The organism is Novosphingobium sp. NDB2Meth1 (genome assembly GCF_900117425.1).
In the GTDB taxonomy this organism is placed as follows: Bacteria; Pseudomonadota; Alphaproteobacteria; order Sphingomonadales; family Sphingomonadaceae; genus Novosphingobium.
Genome location: NZ_FPEH01000025.1, coordinates 1 through 17,583 on the forward strand (window position 1 = coordinate 1; position 17,583 = coordinate 17,583).

Consider the following 17,583-nt stretch of genomic DNA (forward strand, 5'->3'; position numbering starts at 1 on the left):
ATGACGCTGGAAACCCTCGGCTCGGTGAGCCATAACCCCATTGTCAGCCTGCCAGCTCTGGCTGCCTGACCCGAACCTGATCCTACTGCGGATCGACGGTTCCTACACCACCCCGTGGGACACGACCGTAATGGCTGTGCTTGCTGGATCCAGGGAGCGTTTAGAAATTCGTTGGATGAGTCGTTTCTCAGGCCATTCTGTGTTGGGCTTTTGGTGATGTCGGAGATGTCGAGCCCGCGCTCCGACTCAATTCTAGATCGGGGTGGTCCGTCTCGCATATAGAGACTGACTTTTGTGCGGATTGGCCTGCTGCCAGTTTGATGGACACCGAGATGTGATGTTTCCACATACCGTTGTTCCACAATGCGACGAATGAAGTTCAGCCGCGAGTTCAAGCTTGAGGCGGCAAAGTTGAAACTGATGTGGCATTCCAACACTTCCTCAAGGCCGTGCTCGACAAGGCGCGGGCATAGCAAATTAGTATGCCAGCGACGGGGCGATCGCGATCCCCCTCGTAATGTGCGGACCGCGATCTGTGCGAGCAACTCAGAGGTCGCCGGTCGCCACCGCCAGCTTCATCGACTGCCTAACCAACGCCCGCAGGCGGGCTGCGCCCACAGGATCTTCGGCCAGCATCGGCACGATGGCATGACGCGTGGCAAGTCCGTTGCGGATCTTGGCGATCTCCGGCGCTTCGGTCGCAGCGCGCGCCGCCAGAACAGGATGGGTAGTTCCGGTCGCGGCGAGGCTCGCGTTGACGACCCAGGCCCAGGGATCAATCCCGGCGCGGCGAAGATCTTCCTGTAGACGTGCTGCTTCGAGCACCGGCGTAGTCTCGGGCAGGGTGACAATCAGAATCTTGGTCCGCTCTGGATCTTGCAGGCGCATCATCGGGGTGGTCATGTGGCTGGCATTCTCGCCCGCGTGCCGCATCACGTCTCGGTGATAAGACCCCGTGGCATCCAGAAGCAGCAGCGTATGCCCCGTCGGAGCGGTGTCCATAACCACGAACTTGCGGCCCGCCTCGCGGATCACTCTCGAGAAAGCCTGAAACACCGCGATCTCTTCAGTGCAGGGCGAACGCAGGTCTTCCTCCAGCATCGCGCGGCCCTGTGCATCCAGGCTCGCGCCCTTGGACGCCAGGATGTGGTCACGATAGGCTTGCGTCTCAGCCTCGGGGTCGATGCGGCTGACGGTCAAGTTGGGCACGTCACCGGCAAGCGTCTCGGTCAGATGGGCCGCCGGGTCAGTGGTGGTCAGCAGCACCTCGTGCCCACGCCCTGCAAGCTCTACTGCAACCGCGGCGGCAATGGTGGTCTTGCCGACCCCACCTTTGCCCATAGTCATGACCAGTCCCTTGCCGGACGCCTCGATCCCATCCACCAGCGCCGCAAACGTCGGCAATTCCGCTTCAATCGTGCGCACAGCGGCCGTCGAAAGGTCCACCGGCGCACCCATCCGGCGCAAGGCATCAAGCCCGACAAGGTTTTCAGGACGCAGCGCGAACCGGGTTTGCGGCAGGGCTGCGAGGCCAGCATCCATGCCCGCAATCGCGGCGCGGTCGCGAGCGATCAGCGCATTGGCCAGTGCATCACGGGGGTTGAGTAGCAACGGAACAGAAAACCTACATAAGGCGCGGCTTCAGGCATCGTCGATGCCCGTGACGCTGGGATCACGGAGCGGCCGCAGCTCGCCGCGCGCGACCATGTCGGGGATGGTGAAGGCGTAGCGCCCGAGCATGTTGATGTGTTGGGAGCCGAGCGGCGAGAGGCGCGCGACGTCCTCGTCGAGGATCACATGACCTTCGGTGCGGAGCTGGTTGAGCGCGGCGTCGATGTAGATCGTGTTCCAGAGCACGACCAGATTGACGACGAGCCCAAGCGCGCCGAGTTGATCTTCTTGCCCTTCGCGGTAACGCTGACGAAGCTCACCGCGCTTGCCGTGGAATACGGTGCGGGCGAGCTGGTGACGGCTCTCGCCCCGGTTGAGCTGGACCAGGATGCGTCGCCGGTAGGTTTCGTCATCGATGAACCGCAGCATGTAGAGCGACTTGATGAGGCGGCCAAGTTCCTGGAGCGCGCGCGCTAGCTTGGTCGGGCGATCGTTGGTCTGAAGGACACGGGTGAGCCCAGTCGCGCGCACGACGCCGAGTTTCAGCGATCCGGCCAGGCGCAGCAGGTCATCCCAGTGCTCGACGATCAGCTTGGTGTTGATCCTGTTCGACGCGAGGTCGTCCAGCACACCGTAATCGGCCTTTCCATCGACACGCCAGAACCGCGCGCCGCCGATATCGGCGATGCGCGGCGAGAACTGGAGCCCGAGGAGGTAGAAAACGCCGAAAATCGTGTCGGTATAGCCGGCCGTATCGGTCATGATTTCGCTTGGCCGCAATTCGGTTTCCTGGTCGAGCACGACCGCCAGCAGATGGAGGCTGTCGCGCAACGTACCGGGGACCGTCACGGCATTCAGCCCGGAAAAACGGTCGGAAACCAGATTGTACCAGGTGACGCCGCGTTCGCGCCCGAAATAGCGCGGGTTCGGGCCGGCGTGGATCGTGCGGACCGGCACGGTGAATCGCAGCCCATCGGCCGAGGCGACCTCGCCGCCGCCCCAGGCACGGGTCAGTGGAATCCTGTTATGCGCGGCGACCAGTAGCGCGTTGGCCGCCGTCAGCGTTTCGGCCCGCATGAAGTTCTGCTTCACCCAGCTCAGCCGCGACCGGCGCAAGGCGGGGACCTCCGAGCGGACAAGCGGCTCGAACCCGGTATTGGTTGCCTCCGCGACAAGCACTGCACAGATCGTGGTCGCTATATCCTCAGCGCGCGCATTGCCCTCACTGGCATGAGTGAACGCTGCCCCGAACCCCGTTCGCGCGTGCATCTCCAGGATCAGCTCGGGGAGATCGAGCCGCGGCAGTCGCGCATCGATCGCATTATGCAGGTTGGTGAGGCTCAATGGCTCGTCGATCTTATCGAGCGGTGCGATTGATAGGTCGGCGGCGCTCGCGGTCTTCGTAATTGTCACCGCATCGTTGTCCGGCACGCGCGCGGCTGTTTCGCGGTAGGCAAGATCGAGCCGCGCCGAAAGTTTGGCGATTTCCTCGTCGCCAGCGACCGCCACGCCGACCGTGCGGCATACCGTCGGTCGCGCCGCCTCCCAGCCAGCTCCCGTCAGTAGGCCCTTGCGAGGATCGGCATAGCGAAGTGAGCGAACGGGAAAGACGTCGCGGCGACGGATGGCGCGGCGTAGTCGGTCGAGCGTACAAAGCCGGTATCCGATCAGATCGAATGCACCGTCCGCGGTCTTCAGCTGGCGGGCCCAGGCCTTGGGTACGAAAGATGTTGGTACCGGTCCACGGCGCTTTTCACCCTGGTGAACTCTCCGCAGGTGATCGACCGCGTCCAACAGCGGCTGCCCCGCTGGCGCCGCCGCAAGATCGAGCCCAGCAAGCATCTTCGGCAGATAGCGCATCGTGCCAGCCTGCTGGCGCAACTCGACGAAGTAGCTCTCGTCGGTCGGCCGGGCGAGCAGGTTCACCTGCGCGACGGCCTCGGTCAGCGCTGCCCGGTCGACGAGCGCGAACACGGCTGCGCGGACCTCGGTGTCGCCGATACTGTCATCGAGCAGCACCGCCCCGACATCGCGAAGCCGGAGCGATGCGGCGTCGAGATCGCGCAGTGAGCGCATCCGCGCCTCCTTGGCGTTGATGCGCGCATTGGAGAACATCTTGGTCGACACGGCGTCGAACAGGTCGATGACATCGTCGCTGGCCGACGCTTCAAGCGTCCGGATGAAGGCAACCAGGGTCGCCGCGCGGCGATCGTCCGGCAACCGGGCGACGGCCTGCGCTTTCGCGGCGCCGGCAAATCGCGCTAATGCGGCGGCCTTGCCGGGCGGTACGCGGTCGAGTTCGGGCAAGCCTGTGGTGAATGTACGGATTTCGGTCAGTCGGTCGATGGCCCGGCTGATCTCAGGGCCGCTTTGCAGATATGGCCCATCACGGAGTCGATCGAGCGGGCTTTGCCGTCCATCTTCGGCAACAGCGACGAGCGTATCGAGCCGGGTACGTTGCTCTGACGTCAGCTTGTCGACCAGGCGGCGATGGACGTGCGCGGCGACTCGCGTGCGGACCCGTGCGATATCGCGCTCGAGGACGGACAATCCCGGTAACATCACCTTGAACTCGAGCAGCCATGTCGCGGCTGCGTCGAACAGGGCCGACGGTCGATCGGTGCCCGTCCAGCACAGCGCATACAGGAAACGATGCAATCGGAACGCGACGCCGGGATCGGAGAAGACTCGGTAGCCATAATGAATGCGGATGCGCGGGCCGTGCCGCCATCGTCCCTTGGTCGCGCAATATCGCGCCATTAGTTCGGCCGATCCGTCGATCGCCAGTTGGTCGCCAGCAAATCGCGTGACGGACGCAGGTATTTGCGCCGGATCTTCGAGAAAAGTGCCGAGCAGCCTCAACGAGCCAAGCTGCACCGCGACACCGAGCCGGTTGTGGTCGCCGCGGTGTGCGCCGATGAACGCCCGGTCCGCATCGTCGAGATGAAAGTGCCGCGCCAGCTGTTCCGAGGTCGGATCGCCTACGAAGCGACCATATCGCAGTGCCTGGTCGTCCGAGAGAAAGCTGACTGGCACCGCTTCACGCTATGCCGCTGCCGCGGATCTGGTCCCGCGCTTGGCCAACAGTTCGCTGGCCCGCTCTCGCGGCTGTCCTTTGGCGTCGACATAGGCATAGAGTGTCGACACCGATACTCCGAGCTGGACAGCGACGTCGCGCGCGGCATTGTCGCGGTCTGCCATCAACGCCATTGCGGCCTTCAACTTCTGTTTCGTCATCACCCGTGGCCGCCCGCCCGCGCGGCCACGGGCCCTGGCCGCAGCCAGCCCTGCCATCGTGCGCTCGTGGATCAGGTCGCGCTCGAACTCGGCCAGGGTTGCGAAGATGCCGAACACTAACCGGCCCGTGACGGTCGTCGTATCGATATCGCCGGTCAGCACCTTCAGGCCGACGCCGCGCTTCTGCAGATCTCCGACCAGCCCGACGACGTGAGGCAGCGACCGTCCAATTCGGTCGAGCTTCCAGACAACAAGAGCGTCGCCATCACGCATGATATCGATTGCCTTGTCGAGCCCAGGCCGTTCGGTCGTACGGCCCGAGCAAACGTCGTCGAAGATCCGGTTGCATCCGGCACGATCGAGCGCATCACGTTGCAGATCGAGATTCTGCTCGCCCGTCGACACCCGCATGTACCCGATCAGCATCGACGCCCGCTCCCTCTTGCATCAATCTATCGAACGATGGGTTTACCGGCTATAGGTTTCTGGACGGGTAGATGTGAGATTGAAGGCCGTCCAGTGGGTCGATCGCGTTCGTCGGACCGCTTCGCATCAAACCGGGGTTTGTTGTGACCGCATGGTTCAGCGTTGCATCTGGCCCTCGAGCAATGTATGCACGATAATGTCAATACAGGAAGTTTTGTGATATTTGAGTGGGACGACGACAAGGCCGCTGCCAACCTGCGCAAGCACCATGTCGCATTCGAGCTGGCTGAGCTGGTCTGGGATGATCCCGCCCATATCATCGTGTTTGATCGCTATGAAAACGACGAAGAACGCTGGCACGCGATTGGCTTGGTACGCGGCATATTGATCTTAACGGTCGTCCACACGCTCCCCACGGGTGACGATGAGAACAGCATACGTATTATCAGCGCCCGAAAAGCGACAGCCGATGAAAGGAAACGTTATGAAGCACAAGATGACTGAGGCTGACATAGCGGCCCAAATTGCGCAGCTAGTGGACATGCCTGACACTGACATCGACACGGCGGATATTCCCGAGGCACCGATTGAGAATTGGGCTTTGGCAAAGCGTCCCGGTCTTTACAAGCCGCGCAAAAAACCCGTTACCCTGCGGCTCGATACCGATGTGGTGAGCTGGTTCAAGGATCACGCGCAATCGGGGGGATACCAGACCGAAATAAACCGCGTGCTGCGCCGTTATGTCCATGACAACGCGGACCGGAGATAAGCGGCTGCTTGGCTTATGTAGGTTTTCTGTTCCGTTGCTACTCAAACCCCAAGTGGGGAATTTTCAAATGTCACTTCTGGGGCATTTTACTCCGCCATCAACAGCAGCCGATGCCGAGGCGATCTGCGAAGCAGTGACCAGACCAACGATGCGGTTCGTGGCGGTGAAGTCGGAAGAGCAGCAAGCTGCACTCATGCTGCACAAGACCCGCGACCTTCTGGTCCGGCAACGGACCATGCTGATCAACGCGTTGCGTGCGCACCTTGGCGAGTACGGGATCGTGAAGGCCCAAGGCCCTGCCGGCGTCAACTCGCTGCTGGCGCTGGTGCAGGAAGCGCAAGATGCCGTGCCGGTTCATGCGCAGTCGGCCCTGCGTAGCATCGTGGCTCAGTTCCATGCGCTTGGTCGCGAGATCGGACATCTCGAGAAGCAGATCCTTGACTGGCATCGCCGCGATGAGGTCAGCCAGCGCTTGGCGACGGTTCCCGGCATTGGACCGATTACAGCGTCGGCCATCGCAGCAACAGTACCAGATGCCTCGATCTTCAGATCAGGCCGCCAGTTCGCGGCCTGGTTGGGCCTTACACCGCGACCGCACAGCTCGGGCGGCAAGGAACGGCTTGGCGGCATCACCAAACAGGGTGATGGCTACCTTAGGCGGCTACTTGTCGTTGGAGCCACGGCCGTGATGCGAATGACCCGCAAGGACCGATCGAAGCAGCCGTGGCTGGCTAGACTGCTGGCGACCAAACCGGCGAAGATCGCCAGCGTGGCTCTGGCCAACAAGACCGCCCGGATCGCCTGGGTCATCATGAGCAGAGGAGAGGTATATCGATCGGCAGCTGCTTGAGCGCTGGGGAGTGAAAGGCAGCGCCCAAAGGCTGGTGCGGGGTGAATGAGTAGTGATGACAGACCGGTCAGACCGGGGATCGTGGAAACCCAAGGGGAGCAGGCGCTAACCAAGCGCGTTGACGTGATCAGGGAAACGATCCGCGGACTTCATCAGGGCCAGCAGCCATGCAGTGCTGCGCGAACAGGCCGGACACATGGATGCACCCGACCGGTGCTCATCAACACCCAAAAACCTCTTGCACCGCGGGGGCCGTCCACACATGCTCCCCTGAAATGTGACCGCTTTTTGGTAGAGTCCGCCGCGAAGGAGTCGGACGAAGATGAAGCGCAGCAGGTTCAACGAAGAGCAGATCATTGCGATCTTGAAGGAGCAGGAAGCGGGCATGGCAACGGCGGAGGTTTGCCGTCGCCACGGGATCAGCTCGGCAACGTTCTACAAGTGGAAGTCGAAGTTCGGCGGGTTGGAGGTGTCCGAGGCCCGGCGGCTGCGATCGCTCGAAGAGGAGAACTCCCGGCTGAAGAAGCTTTTGGCCGAGGCGATGCTCGACAACGCGGTGCTGAAGGATCTGGCATCAAAAAAATGGTGACGCCCGGCGCCAAGCGGGAGGCCGTCGCCCATGCCCGGGAGCATCACGGGGTGAGCGAGCGTCGGGCGTGTGCACTGGTTGGTGTGAACCGCAGGGTGATCCGTTACGAGCCGACGAGGCTGGACGACATGGCTCTGCGACAACGGCTCCGCGAGCTGGCGGCGGAACGTCGCCGGTTCGGCTATCGTCGCCTAGGCTATCTGCTGGCCGGTCATGGCCGCCTTGATGAAGCCGGCGGGCGCTACGCGCCCTTGTCTTCATCAAGGCAATCCGGTCCGTCGAGGGACCGCTTCCCAATGTGCTATGGCACCGAACTGACCTCGTCGGCCATCCTGCGCTGGTCGCAGGAGCGGCGGGTCGAGTGGCACTACATCGCACCGGGCAAGCCAATGCAGAACGGCTTCGTCGAGAGCTTCAATGGTCGCCTGCGCGACGAATGCCTCAACGAGACGCTGTTCACCTCGCTGGCCCATGCCCGGTTCGTGCTGGCTGCCTGGCGGCACGATTACAACACGGTCAGGCCGCACTCGAAACTGGGCGGGAAGACCCCCGCCGAGACCGCCGGCCAACGTGTCTGGGGGCATGCCCCCAGACACGTTGCCATCCCATCAAACACCCATCATGAAGGAGCCGGACTCTACCTCTGACTGGTAACAATCAGGGGAGCATGTCAAGATGGGTGCAGCCATTGCTGACAGGATTAATTATGCAAATTACTAACGATAAGTCCCCCGACGGGCGGGCGTTTGACTTGGGTTGGCATTCTGATCGACCGTTAAGTGTTTTCTTGGAGACTGCTCTTGTCGCGCCGCGACGAGGCGCAGTTCGTAAACTTTTGCGTCGTGCTCGCATGTCTCAGGCGCAGCGAACCGCCGACATTGCTTCTGCCCCCGATCGACTTGTCATGAGGGAGCACATTTTTCCGGAGGTCGCGCGTCGGGCTGGAAATATCCTATTCGTTGGTGTTCGTGCATATACGTGTGAATATCCGGCTCAATTTGAGGAACACGGCGGTGTTTGCTGGACGCTGGACAAGGATCCTCACGCATCCGTGTATGGCGTCGAGGGGCGACACGAGACAGGTTGCGTGACAAAGATTGGCGAACTGTTCCCTGATACCGTGTTCAGGACGATCGTTCTGACTGGAGTGCTTGGTTTCGGGGTAAACCGCTTTTCGGACCAGTTGCGCTCCTTGGCGGCTTGTGCTGGCGCATTGGAGCTCGATGGAACTCTGATTCTGGGCTGGAATGACCGGCGCGTTCATTCTTCCTTGCTGGAGGAGGCCGCGTGCAGATGGTTTGATTTTCGAAACTTCGCACATCTTCCGCCCCGAATTTGGGTGACAGGGTATGACCACAACTTTGCCTTCTTGCGGCGGCGAGGCAGCGGAATGTGAACTGAGCCGCGAATAGATTGCGCACCGACGAGGAGCATTGCTTCGAAGCGTCACCCTTCGTTCGATCCGTCAGGGAGGAGTTTTCCGTCTTGGTCACTACTTGGTGTCGCTCGACGGATGGGAGTCGGAATTCATTCGGTTTCGGCGCTCTGCCACCCGGGCGGGGAGAAGTTCGGTCGGCTCGGATAGGGCTGGGAAAACAGCGCTATAGATGATCGAGCGTTCTTCCCGGGGGCTTCCGACGAGGCCGGATTGCTCGCGCAGACTGAGATGGAATGAGATGCGCGATGCAGGCGCGCCGCCCAAGGCTCGGGCGATAGCACCGGCGCATCGACCGTCGGTGCCGGCAACGACCAAAAGTCGCACGCTCCGAAGGCGGGTCTGGTTCGAAATGGCAGTGAAAGCAGTGAGCGCTTGATCTTCGTCCATAGGCCATTCAATGGTTCAGTATTACTTGAAATGAAGCCGTCTGGACGAGCGGCGGGAACAGAGCGATCGGATGAGCAATAACCGCATCGCCGCGCGCGAACCCGCGATCGGCGCCGCTTCGTGGCGAAACAGGGAGCAGTCCTTTCTAGGTCTGCTAATGCGCTGCAGTCGCGACGCAATGCGACAAATCTTTTTGCTGTTTACGTTCCTGATGGCGGCATTTCCTTGCCTCAGTGCTCCGGCGTCGGCGCAGACGGCGCCCGCGCAAACCATCTGGCGGTTGCTTGACTATATCGCGGTCGATTATCCTGAAGCCGTCGAGAACGGAAAGGTGGTCAACCAAGCAGAGTTCGACGAGATGGTCGAGTTTTCGTCCACCGCGAGCAAGCTGATCGGCGAACTGCCCGCGTCATCCGCGAAGGCCGAACTTTCCCGACAGGCGGCCCGCCTCGAACGGATCGTCGCGTTTAAGTTGCCCGCACCGGCCATCGCTATGGCGGCGCGTGGCCTCGCCGCCGATCTCATCAAATCCTATCCGGTGCCCCTCGCCCCGACGCTTGCGCCGGACTTGGCGCGCGGCAAGGCGCTCTTTGCCGAACAATGCGCGAGTTGCCACGGCACCATCGGCAAGGGCGATGGTCCCCAGGCCGCGGGCCTCGATCCGCCCGCGATCGCCTTCACCGACGAAGTGCGCGCGCGCGAACGCAGCATCTTCGCGCTCTATCAGGTGATCGAGCAGGGCCTGGACGGTACCGGCATGGCAAGCTTCGCGAACCTGCCGCCGCAGGATCGCTGGGCGCTCGCTTTTTATGCCGGGTCGCTCGCCTATCCAGAAGAGCTGGTGGCAAGCGGTAAGGCGCTGTGGAATAGCGATGCCGATCTGCGCACACGTCTCGATCTCGAGAAGCTGGTCGGCACGACGCCGGCCGCGCTGGCTGCAGAAATCGGCGAGGACAAAGCCCAAGCGCTGATGTCCTATTTGCGGCGCCATCCCGAAGCGGTCGCTGCAGCGCAGGCGACTGGCACGCTGACGTTGGCGCGTGCGAAGCTGGATGAAGCGCTTGCAGCTTACGGACGCGGTGAGCGCAAGGCCGCGACCGATCTGGCGCTGTCGGCTTATCTCGATGGGTTCGAGCCGGTCGAGGCGGTGCTTTCTGCGCGTGACAATGCGCTGATGATCCGCATCGAGGGCGCGATGGCGGACCTACGCGCTGCGATCGCGCGCGGTGAGCCGGTCGATACGGTCAGGGGGCATGCCGCAACGCTCGACGATCTGTTCGAAGACGCGGAAGGCGCCTTGGCACCAGGCGAAGCCTCTGCAACGTCGAGTTTCGTGGCCGCCTTCACCATCCTCGTCCGCGAGGGGCTGGAAGCGATCCTGATCGTCATCGCCATGATAACGTTCCTCGCCAAGGCTGATCGGCGCGACGTGCTTCCCTATGTCCATGGCGGGTGGATCGCTGCGCTCTTCGCCGGGGCCGGCACCTGGGCAGCCGCAACCTGGCTCATTACCATCAGTGGGGCGAGCCGCGAACTGACTGAAGGCTTTGGTGGCGTCTTCGCGGCGTTGGTGCTGCTGTGGGTCGGCATCTGGATGCATGGCAAGAGCAACGCTGATGCCTGGCAACGCTATATCCGCGACAAGCTCGGCCGAGCCCTCAACCGGCGCTCGGCCTGGTTCCTGTTCGCCCTGGCTTTCATTGTCGTGTATCGCGAGGTGTTTGAGACGATCCTGTTCTACGCGGCAATTTGGAGCCAGGGGAATGGCGGCGCGGTCGTCGCCGGTGCGTTCGCCGCGATCGCGGTGCTGGCGGTCATCGCCTTCGTCATGCTGCGCCACAGCCGCACGCTGCCGATTGGCAAGTTCTTCGCCTATAGCTCGGCGCTGATCGCGGTGTTGGCGGTGGTGCTGATCGGCAAGGGTACTGGCGCGCTGCAGGAAGCGGGCTATCTGCCGATCACGCCTTGGCCCGGTTTCCCACGCAGCGACCTGCTCGGGATTTATTCGACGCGTGAAACGATCCTCGCGCAATTCGCTATGCTGGTGCTGCTCGCGCTCGGTTTCCTTTGGAACCGGCGTGCAGCGCAGGCGAGCGCCGCATGAGGCGAGAGGAACTGCGGGACCTGTTGGAGACGCGGCAGGTCGCGATGTATTTTGTGGCGGTCTGTCTCGCTGCAGTCGTCGCCGCGGTACTCAGCGGCACTGAGAGTCTGGAGCCAGCAATCAGTCCGGCGTTGGCACTCATGCTCTTCGTGACCTTCTTGCAGGTGCCGCTCGCCTCGTTGCGTGAGGCGTTCCGCAATGGCCGGTTCTTCGGGGCACTGCTTGCTGTCAATTTCGCGGCCATGCCCATCCTGGTGATGATCCTCGTTCAGTTTGCGCCGCCCGAGCCGCTTGTCCGGCTCGGGATCCTCATTGTGCTGCTCTGCCCGTGCATCGACTATGTCGTCACCTTCTCCCATCTCGGCCGCGCCGACGCCCGGCTGCTGTTAGCAGCGACGCCGGTACTCCTCGTCGTGCAGATGCTCTTGCTGCCGCTATGGCTCACCCTGTTCCTCGGGTCGCAGGCCGCAGACCTGATGCAGATGAGGCCGTTCGTTCACGCCTTCCTGTGGCTGATTGCCATACCGCTGGCCTTCGCCGTGCTCTGTCAGATGTGGGCGGCTCGCAGCGCAGCGGGCACCCGCGTTGCTGAAACGCTCGGGCTGCTCCCGGTGCCCGCGACGGCGCTCGTCCTGTTCATCGTCATCGCCGCCGTCGTTCCGCAACTCGGTCCGGCTGTGGCAACCGTGTTAGCGGTCGCGCCGCTTTACATCGCCTTTGCAGCGATGGCACCGCTGGTTGGCTGGGGCGTCGCGCGTCTCGTCAGGCTGGACGCGCCAGCGAGCCGCGCGGTCGCTTTCAGCGCAGCTACGCGCAATTCGCTTGTGGTATTACCGCTCGCGCTAGCTGTGCCCGGCGCGATACCGCTGCTGCCCGCCGTCATTGTCACTCAGACGCTTGTCGAGCTTGTTGCTTCGCTCATTTACATCAGGCTGATGCCGCTTCTGGGTAATAAATAGGATTCAATTGGAAATTGTCGTTCGTTTTCTCCACTTACTGGTTGATCTGCGCCGGAAGATATCAAGCTGAGCGCGGGTTGATTATGATCATATTATCCTACCTTCTAAATTTCACTCAAGTTGCGGGCCGGAAAGTTGCTGATTTTCTGGGTCGCCGCTTTTGCGGCGCGTAAACGCGTTATTCTCTCCATCCATTGGTCGCGCCGAACACGGCGTGGCTAAGGCGCACCTCGCCGAATTCGTTAAAAATCCGCCATGCGGTCGATCGGCGGACCGCACGCGTCCCGTGCTGGGTATGCTGGCGCTTACCGGATAACGGCACACGCAACGCGTGCGCCCGCCCCGCCGATCGGTTGCGTGACATGGTCATCGGGGCTGGCGTGAATAACCAGGGCGGACCCATCGGCATCGAGAAGGTTCGGCCGGGATGACGCTGCGTCCAGCGAGACAAGTGCCGAGAAGGCTTCGGCATTGACGGTGCCGTCCGCCGCCACATGAATATTCGGCAATTCCCCAAAGTCCGGCCCTTCCGGATTGAGAAGCCCGTGAGGTGTCTTGTGATCCTCGTGGTTGATATGCGCGCCCGATTTCTGGAAGCCTTGGTCGGAGCAATCGCCAGTCGCATGGAAATGCATGGCGTGCCAGCCAGGCGTCAGCCCGGACGCCGTCAGACGCAGAAGCACGCCACTGCGACCGTTGGTCAAGGTCACCTCTCCGATCTTGCCGCCGCCGGCCTGAACGATGTCGCTCTTGACGGCTTTCGGCGCGGAAGTTTGCGCAATCGCCGCGGTTGCCGTTGCGAGTCCCAGGATCGTCAAAGCCGCTATCCCATATTTCATCGCTCTATCTCCTTCCGCGTGAATTATTTACCCTCGTCCAATGGACTGCGGAGGGTCGCCGGTCAGTGCCCTTTCCGGACCCGGCCCAGACCGCTTGTCGCCGGAGGGATGGCTATGGGATATTCCTCGCCTTTTTGCGACCGACAAGAGGCAACATGCGATGCAGCACGAGGTCGCGATCTATGAAATGGTGTTTTAGAGCGCCCAACACATGTAAGGCGAGGACGACGTAGATCGCTTTAACCATGATCTTGTGCGAATCACCGAGCGCTCCTGCAACATCCTCGTCCTGCGGTAGTGGCAGGTTAGGGGCTGGCAGCACTCCATAGAGCGGGACTTCGGGCGTAGCGCCTGCTGACGCCGCAGCCCATCCCAGCAACGGGACACCGATCATCAGTACGTAGAAGACAATATGGGTGCCGCGCGCCAGCGCCCGTTCCCAAAACCACATATCTTGGGGGAAGGGCGGCCAGGGATGTGAGATCCGCCAACCCAGCCTGAACAGGCTCAACAGCAGCACCGTGATGCCGACAGACTTGTGGAGTTGGTAATAGCCGAGCTTTTGTGAAGGCGCCGCATCTTCCATCCAACCCCCGAACGTCGCATTGGCGAAGATGAGGATGAAGATCGTCCAATGGAGGATGATCGAAACAATGGAATAGCGAGATTTGGCTTCTTGCATCGATATGTCCCCGGCAGCCTCTGGCGAGGGTAGCATGAGTCCAAGCCCGTTGCTTGCAGCGCATGCTGACCGGTTACGCAGAAGCACTGTGAGCGCTTGTGCGGGCCGCAAGCCCAACGTGCTTCCGGCGCGCGCCGTGAGGTTAGCTTGGATCCCCAGACAATCACATCGCTGCTCTCGCCGGCAAACAGCAAACCAGATCATCCGGGCTAGACACGTGCGACCCAATGCTCGGCCATCACTCAATGATCTTTGCAAAGGCATCTTCTTTGGAAGGGACTTTTACATCAACTCATCGATCAGCAGCAAGCCAAGGAAGCCGACAAAGAACATCGCGCTAATGAGTGGACTGTCGGGTCGCTCGTGTGCTTCGACAAGCAACTCTTCGGTGACGAGGTAGAGCAGTGCCATCAGACCGAAACTCAGGAGGCCCACGATTACCGGCGTCGGTAACATGGCGACGGGCATGGCGACTGTGGTGCCTAGTGGCAAGAGCAGGCTGAGCCCGAATACGGTTGCGATCACGCGCAGTTTTGACGCGAGCGTCTCACTGAGTTCGGCCGTGACGGTGACACCGAGGAACAACACCTCCAGCGTCAGAGCAACGGTCAGAAGCACGCCAGCCTTCTGCCCAGCGATGAATGCCAGCCCGAGGACCAGGCCATCGACAAGAATGTCAATGCCGACAGCGCTGAGCATCGCCACCGGGCCTTTCGCGCGTCCTTCGAGCTCCTTTAGAAGCAACATAACGCCGACGCCGATCATGCCGCCGACGAGCGTGGCAAAGGGCGAGGCATCGTGTTTGATCTGCGGCAGGATTTCAGTCGCGGCCGCCGCGAACACCACGCCTGCGGCAAGATGCTGCATGGCGCTGACAAAGCTCGCGCTGGGCCTTCGCAACAGCGACAGGAGCGCCCCGGCCATAACGGCCGCGACCGGGATAATCGTATAGGCGATCGCTGGCATCAACACCCCCTCAGGCGCGAGCGCATTTGCGCGAGGGCTTACCCGGCTCGCGAACATCGATGTCCTTACCGGACACGGTAAGGGTCATGCCATTTCCGGCATAGGTGCTGTCGGGGGCGGGCGCTGTCAGCCGCGCTGACGGACCGGAAGACCCCTGCCTTACATTGATCGACAATTCGTCCTTGAGAAAATCCACATAAATGACGTCGCCACCGACGCACCGATAGGTATGGCTCGCAACGATCGGTGGCGGCATCGCGACGGGTGGAGCCTCCGCCTGGTTGTTGCTGGATGTGTCGGCCGTGTCGGTGCCGGAGCACCCGGCAAGCAAAGCGGCGCACGGCAATGCCAGCAGAATAAGGTTTCGCGCCCGCGCAGTCCGGCCCGGGAGGTCAGCTTCCTTGGAGGGGCATGTCATGGCAATCTCCTTTCGATGGTAGGTGCTTACGAGCGTGGGCATACCGATCCGACATGGGCAACAACGCCCGGTGCCGGACCGCGATCATTTGAAGCCCGGTTCGAACAGTGTGCCTCCAAAAAGGTTGAGGTCGCGCGCTTCGGCACGCCCCATCGCGGCCAGCAGTGTGAATCCGGCAACATATGCATCGCGTTCGGCGGTGACGAGCTGGACGCGGCTGTTGAGCAGTTCCTGCTCCGCGTTGAGCACGTCGAGAACATTGCGTGTGCCGACGCTGTTTTCCGCCCGAACCCCCTCCAGGGCGAGCGTGTTGGCCGCAATCGCGGTCTTGGACGACTGGATCACCGTCTGCGCGGCCAGATAGCGCGAATAGGCCGCGCGCGCTTCGGCAACGACGCGCCGTTCGATGAAGATGATTTGCTCGATCGCCTGGCTTTCGAGCGCGGTTGCGCGCCGCACCTGGGCGGCCGGCAGGCCGCCTTGATAGAGCGGGATCGTCGCTGAAAGCCCGATGGTCGCCGTCGTTTGGGCCTGCTGGAACACGCGTCCGGGGATGTTGCTCGCGAGCGTACCGAGATAATTGTTGTAGCCGCTGCTTCCCACAACCGAGAGCGTGGGCAAGCGCGAGGCCGCCGCTACACGGACATCGTAGCGCGCAGCCTTGGCATCGGCCTTCGCCGCGACAAGCTGCGGATTGTTTTCGACGGCAATGGCGACGGCATCGGCGGACGATCGTGGTAGACCCGGCAGCGCCGGCGGTGATTCCAGATCGCGTGCGGGCAGGCCGACGAAACGGAGATAATTTTCCAGGCTGGTATCGAGTTGCGCGAGCGCCGTTTCGAGCTGGCCTTGGGCCACGGCAAGACGTGCCTCCGATTGCGCGACATCGGTACGGGTCAGATCCCCGACCTCGAAGCGATCGTGCGTAGCCCGAAGGTTGGTTTCGAGGACAGCGACATTGCGACGGTTGAATCCTACGATCGCGTCATCGCGCATAACGTCCATGTAGACAGAGACGATTGCCGTGAAGAGATCGGCTTCGGTGAAGCGCAGGTTCGCACGGCCCGATTCCACGCGCGCATCGGCTGCACGGATCCCGTTCTTGACGCGGCCGCCCTGATAGAGCGGAAACGATACGTTGGCATTTGCGCTCGTGGCCCGCAAGGGCGCGGAGAAGCTATTGGCAGAACGCACGACAAATTCCTGATAGTCGGCGGTCGCGCTCAATGCCGGGCGCGCCGCCGCCTTCGCGATCGGCACACCTTCATCCGTGGCGCGCAAACCAGCCCGCGCCCCGGTCAGGCTGGGATTGGTGCGATAGGCATGGATCAACGCCTCGCGCAGGGTTTCGCCATGCGCGGGGCTCGCCGCGATAAGTGGTAGGGCAATCCAGGCGAATCTTGGGAATGAGTTCATAGCGTATCTCCATTTTTCTGAAAAGTAAGCAATCGCGCCGTCCTCGGCGCGGCGAGCGGCGGCAGCGAGGCTCAGCGCTTCAGACACGCGATGATCGCTGACATGACGGCCGCGGTCTCATCGACATCGCGCACTTTCACCACGTCCACGCCGGTCTGCGCGGCGGGATAGTCGTTGCCGCCCGGATAGATCGCATCGCCGAGGAACAGCATTCCCGCCAGCGGCACGCCGCTTTCCTCGCTTAGCCGCTTCAGGCCGTAGCCTTTGTCGACACCTTCGCGGGTCACATCGATCGACGTCGTGCCGCCAAGATTGACCGACAGGCCCGGCAGCGCCGCGCGCAGCGTCTCTTGAAGGGCGATGCGCTTGGCGCGGTCCGGGTCCCAGCTCTTCTTCGCGAGCAGTGGTGCGTTCTGGCCGAGGCCAGAGAAGGTAATCTGGCTTCCCCGATCTTCGACCCGAGCCCCCCAGGCCCGCTCATCGGCGACTCTCACTATTGACAGCGCGTGGTCAAAGGCAGCGCGGATCTTCGCCTTTTCCGCTTCATCGAACAACTCGGCATAGATTGTGCGCCACTCGCCGTTGATGAAGCGATAGAGCTTGGTGCCCGTGGTGGGCATCAGCCATAATCGATCACGCGCTGAGTCGGCCGGCAATCGCGAAGCGACTTGTCTATAGAATTGCGGCCAATCACCCCCCGAGATCACCGCGACATCCGCCAGCGCGAGCAGGCGGATGAGCAACGCTGCCATCTCGGCAGACAAGGGGCGTTTGCTTTCGGTAAGAGTGCCGTCGAGATCGAAGACGATCAGCCACTTCATGTCGCATCACCTGCTGGAGCGCGATCGGCGAGAAGGGGGTAGTGCATAGCTGACATCAGACTTTCTCTCGG

At 62.0% G+C, this 17,583-nt stretch carries 14 protein-coding genes and 2 pseudogenes; 7 read left to right on the forward strand and 9 right to left on the reverse strand.

The features are described from left to right. Positions 1-546: 546 nt before the first annotated feature. From NDB2M1_RS17125 to NDB2M1_RS17135, 3 genes are all read right to left on the reverse strand, one after another. Positions 547-1,542 (reverse strand): ArsA-related P-loop ATPase, encoded by a 996-nt coding sequence (locus NDB2M1_RS17125; protein WP_083554951.1) that lies wholly within the window; start codon positions 1,540-1,542, stop codon positions 547-549. 99 nt (positions 1,543-1,641) lie between these two features. Then, positions 1,642-4,647: a Tn3 family transposase gene (locus tag NDB2M1_RS17130; RefSeq protein WP_072384083.1), complete on the reverse strand. Its 3,006-nt coding sequence runs from the start codon at positions 4,645-4,647 to the stop codon at positions 1,642-1,644. Positions 4,648-4,656: 9 nt separating this feature from the next. Continuing rightward, positions 4,657-5,274, reverse strand: a complete 618-nt coding sequence (locus NDB2M1_RS17135) for a recombinase family protein (RefSeq protein ID WP_015449304.1) — start codon at positions 5,272-5,274, stop codon at positions 4,657-4,659. Between the two features lie 186 nt (positions 5,275-5,460). Here NDB2M1_RS17135 and NDB2M1_RS17140 point away from each other — a divergent pair, with 186 nt between their 5' ends. From NDB2M1_RS17140 to NDB2M1_RS17175, 7 genes and pseudogenes are all read left to right on the forward strand, one after another. Beyond that, on the forward strand, positions 5,461-5,778 hold the full coding sequence (locus tag NDB2M1_RS17140) for a BrnT family toxin (RefSeq protein WP_031290428.1): 318 nt from the start codon (positions 5,461-5,463) through the stop codon (positions 5,776-5,778). A gap of 37 nt (positions 5,779-5,815) precedes the next feature. Continuing rightward, a complete protein-coding gene (locus tag NDB2M1_RS17145) occupies positions 5,816-6,043 on the forward strand; it encodes a BrnA antitoxin family protein (protein WP_196490200.1) in 228 nt (75 codons plus the stop codon). A gap of 103 nt (positions 6,044-6,146) precedes the next feature. Next, positions 6,147-6,893: pseudogene (locus NDB2M1_RS17150) on the forward strand (IS110 family transposase); the annotation flags it as partial. A gap of 322 nt (positions 6,894-7,215) precedes the next feature. Next, positions 7,216-8,129 (forward strand): annotated as a pseudogene (locus tag NDB2M1_RS17160) (integrase core domain-containing protein). A gap of 203 nt (positions 8,130-8,332) precedes the next feature. After that, positions 8,333-8,878, forward strand: a complete 546-nt coding sequence (locus NDB2M1_RS22180; RefSeq protein WP_143146822.1) for a hypothetical protein — start codon at positions 8,333-8,335, stop codon at positions 8,876-8,878. A gap of 640 nt (positions 8,879-9,518) precedes the next feature. Beyond that, the gene (locus NDB2M1_RS17170; protein WP_253185934.1) at positions 9,519-11,411 is read left to right on the forward strand and encodes an FTR1 family protein; all 1,893 of its coding nucleotides are present in this window, start codon (positions 9,519-9,521) and stop codon (positions 11,409-11,411) included. Further along, a complete protein-coding gene (locus NDB2M1_RS17175) occupies positions 11,408-12,370 on the forward strand; it encodes an arsenic resistance protein (protein ID WP_007015418.1) in 963 nt (320 codons plus the stop codon). Before NDB2M1_RS17170 ends, NDB2M1_RS17175 begins: the two co-directional genes overlap by 4 nt. A gap of 305 nt (positions 12,371-12,675) precedes the next feature. On the opposite strand, the gene NDB2M1_RS17180 is transcribed toward NDB2M1_RS17175, so the two are convergent. The 6 genes from NDB2M1_RS17180 to NDB2M1_RS17205 all read right to left on the reverse strand — a co-directional run bounded on the left by NDB2M1_RS17180 (position 12,676) and on the right by NDB2M1_RS17205 (position 17,512). Beyond that, on the reverse strand, positions 12,676-13,209 hold the full coding sequence (locus NDB2M1_RS17180) for a superoxide dismutase family protein (protein WP_007015417.1): 534 nt from the start codon (positions 13,207-13,209) through the stop codon (positions 12,676-12,678). Positions 13,210-13,321: 112 nt separating this feature from the next. Then, complete coding sequence (locus NDB2M1_RS17185; protein ID WP_007015416.1) at positions 13,322-13,891, reverse strand: cytochrome b; 570 nt, start codon at positions 13,889-13,891, stop codon at positions 13,322-13,324. 282 nt (positions 13,892-14,173) lie between these two features. Beyond that, positions 14,174-14,857 (reverse strand): ZIP family metal transporter, encoded by a 684-nt coding sequence (locus NDB2M1_RS17190; protein ID WP_039858502.1) that lies wholly within the window; start codon positions 14,855-14,857, stop codon positions 14,174-14,176. 10 nt (positions 14,858-14,867) lie between these two features. Continuing rightward, complete coding sequence (locus NDB2M1_RS17195) at positions 14,868-15,275, reverse strand: hypothetical protein (protein ID WP_235399129.1); 408 nt, start codon at positions 15,273-15,275, stop codon at positions 14,868-14,870. Positions 15,276-15,359: 84 nt separating this feature from the next. After that, positions 15,360-16,778 (reverse strand): TolC family outer membrane protein, encoded by a 1,419-nt coding sequence (locus NDB2M1_RS17200; RefSeq protein WP_007015413.1) that lies wholly within the window; start codon positions 16,776-16,778, stop codon positions 15,360-15,362. After that, a complete protein-coding gene (locus tag NDB2M1_RS17205; protein ID WP_007015412.1) occupies positions 16,763-17,512 on the reverse strand; it encodes an HAD-IIB family hydrolase in 750 nt (249 codons plus the stop codon). The genes NDB2M1_RS17200 and NDB2M1_RS17205 overlap by 16 nt, the downstream gene beginning before the upstream one ends. Positions 17,513-17,583: the final 71 nt, after the last annotated feature.